The organism is Stenotrophomonas sp. 278 (assembly GCF_003935715.1).
Lineage (GTDB): Bacteria > Pseudomonadota > Gammaproteobacteria > Xanthomonadales > Xanthomonadaceae > Stenotrophomonas > Stenotrophomonas maltophilia_AH.
This window is the reverse complement of the sequence record NZ_RHPP01000254.1, coordinates 1-2,608: the sequence shown is the minus strand read 5'-3', so window position 1 is coordinate 2,608 and position 2,608 is coordinate 1. Positions and strand designations below refer to the sequence as shown.

Here is a 2,608-nt window from a genome sequence, read left to right as displayed (position 1 = left end):
GCTCCGGCAACCGCCGGCGGGCGACTGGAAATCGCGCCCGCCGTCGCCGCTACCGACCAGAACGCGGGAACAATCACCGGCACCGCCGCCGGCAGTGAGGGTGACATGCTTGGCAACGAACAACTGCGGCAGGCCAAGGAAGACGTGGCCACCCGCGATGCGGAAATCCAGGAGCTGCGCGGGCGCGTGGCCGAACTGGAAAAGCTGCAGAAGCAGCAGGACGCACTGATCAGCATGAAGGACAGTGATCTGGCCGCGGCCCAGCAGCGACTGGCCGATGCCCCGGCCGCCCGTGAGGGCAGCGGTGGTGGCTGGTACTGGTTGGGACTCGGCGTGCTGCTGTTGGTGGTGGCGGGGTGGGCATTGGCCCGCCGGCGCAAGCCGTCGCCGCTGCCGCCGCTGCGTCGCGACGGTTTCGATGCCGCCGCCCTGGCGGCCGCGGTTCCGGCTGCAGGCTACGTTGATGAGTTGGCGACACTGGAGCGGGCAGACCAGGAACAGGCCGACCAGGATGCCGAGCTGGCGTACGATTCGGCCGAATACGACAGCACGGCCGACCAGGTCGCCGCCGAAGTGGCCCGCCGCGAGCCGGCGTTCACTCTGGAACCGCAGCCCGGTCGTGGTGAAGGGGCTGCGGAGGGCGCGGTGCAGGAGCACGACCACGACCACGTGGTCGTTCCCGCCCATGCCTGGAATGCTGCCGCGCAGCCTTCCTTCCGAGGGGTGTTCGAGTTCCCGGAGGAGCCGGCCGTGCCGGCTGCCGCGGATACGCCTGCCGCAACGGAAGAGCCGGTGGGTACGGCCGGCCGCGAGCGTCTGGAGCTGGCCATTGCCTACCTCGACCTCGGCGACGCCGATACCGCGCGCGCGCTGCTGCAGGAGGTGGCGACCGCCGGCGACATCCACAGTCAGATTCAGGCACGCGAGCTGCTGGCCCGCCTGCCGTGATATCCCGGGGCCCAGGCCCCGGTCGGCCCTCAGGCCGGCCTTCAACGACGTAATCGAGGTTGACCATGCGCTACGCACTGGGCGTGGAGTACGACGGCAGTGAGTTCAAAGGCTGGCAGCAGCTGGGCGAAAGCGGATGCCCGAGCGTGCAGGCCAGCCTGCAGGAGGCGCTGTCATCGGTGGCCGATGTCCCGATCCAGGTCACCTGTGCCGGGCGCACGGACGCCGGTGTGCATGGTGAGTGCCAGGTGGTCCATTTCGATACCGACGCGGTACGCGATCCGCGCGGCTGGACCCTGGGCACCACCACCCGCCTGCCTCGCTCGATCGCGGTGCGCTGGTGCGTGCCGGTGGCCGATGATTTCCATGCCCGGTTCTCGGCCCGCGCGCGCCGATACCGTTATCGACTGCTGAACCGGCAGGTGCGTCCGGCCCTGTACCGGCAGACCCTGAGCTGGGAGCGGCGGCCATTGGATGCAGCGCGCATGCACGAGGCCGGACAGGCGCTGCTGGGGGAAAACGACTTCAGTGCATTCCGCAGCGTGCAGTGTGAAGCCCTTCACGCCCGGCGTGAGCTGCAGGCCATCAGCGTGACCCGGCAGGGCGAGGTGATCGAGGTCTGCGTTCAGGCCAATGCATTCCTTCATCACATGGTGCGCAATATTGTCGGTTCATTGATTCTGATCGGTTGTGGGGAACAACCGGTGTCATGGATGGCCGAGCTGCTCGCTGGCCAGGACCGTACCGTGGCTGGCCCCACTGCACCGCCGCAGGGTCTCGTCTTTGTTGGCCCGTTGTATCCCGACAACTGGCACCTGCCTGCCGAGGTTACGTTATGAGCCGCTCCTACTACCGCACCCGCATCAAGTTCTGCGGCATGACCCGCGCCGGCGACGTCCGTCTGGCCGGCGAGCTGGGTGTGGACGCCGTCGGTTTCATTTTTGCCCGTGAAAGCAAGCGCCGCGTCGCCCCGGCCGAAGCCCGTGCGATGCGCCAGGCGATCGCGCCGATGGTCGACGTGGTCGCCCTGTTCCGCGACAACACCAAGGAAGAGGTACGTGAGGTGCTGCGCACCGTGCGTCCGACCCTGCTGCAGTTCCATGGGGGTGAAGACGAAGCGTTCTGCCGCAGCTTCAACATGCCGTACCTCAAGGCGGTCGCGATGGGCGGTCGCGAAGAAGTCAATGCACGCCAGCTGCAGCTGCGCTACCCCAGTGCTGCCGGTTTCCTGTTCGACAGCCATGCGCCCGGTGGCGGCGGTGGCACCGGCGTGACCTTTGACTGGACCCGTCTTCCGACCGGCCTGCACCGGCCGTTCCTGCTGGCCGGCGGCATCACTCCGGACAATGTGTTCGATGCCATTGTCGCCACCCTGCCTTGGGGCGTGGATGTCTCCAGCGGCATCGAGACCGAGCCCGGCATCAAGGACGGCTACAAGATGCGCAAGTTCGTCGAGGAAGTCCGCCGCGCCGATTGCCACGAAGCGGATTAGCCCCGCAGGGGCTAATCCGCAGGTAGCTCGCGACCGTTGGTCGTGAGACATCCGAAGAGGCGAATCCGCCGGTAGCGCCGGCCGTTGGCCGGCCCAGGCGATACCGAGGGCCGGCCCCCCCGCCGCGGGCCCCCCATCGGTGGGGTTTTAACAAATCCGCGCCCCCCC

Annotated in this window: 3 protein-coding genes; all 3 read left to right on the top strand. The window is 67.9% G+C overall.

Annotation, left to right across the window (positions count from 1 at the left end; all coding sequences use genetic code 11):
• Nucleotides 1–948: FimV/HubP family polar landmark protein (locus EGJ34_RS21295; RefSeq protein ID WP_312023049.1), on the top strand; the 948-nt coding region annotated here is incomplete at its 5' end.
• Nucleotides 949–1,013: 65 nt separating this feature from the next.
• The gene (gene truA / locus EGJ34_RS21290; protein ID WP_125362397.1) at nt 1,014–1,787 is read left to right on the top strand and encodes a tRNA pseudouridine(38-40) synthase TruA; all 774 of its coding nucleotides are present in this window, start codon (nt 1,014–1,016) and stop codon (nt 1,785–1,787) included.
• Nucleotides 1,784–2,440 carry a phosphoribosylanthranilate isomerase gene (locus EGJ34_RS21285; protein ID WP_125362396.1) on the top strand — a complete coding sequence of 219 codons (657 nt, stop codon included), beginning with the start codon at nt 1,784–1,786 and terminating at the stop codon, nt 2,438–2,440. Before truA ends, EGJ34_RS21285 begins: the two co-directional genes overlap by 4 nt.
• The last annotated feature ends 168 nt before the right edge of the window (nt 2,441–2,608 follow it).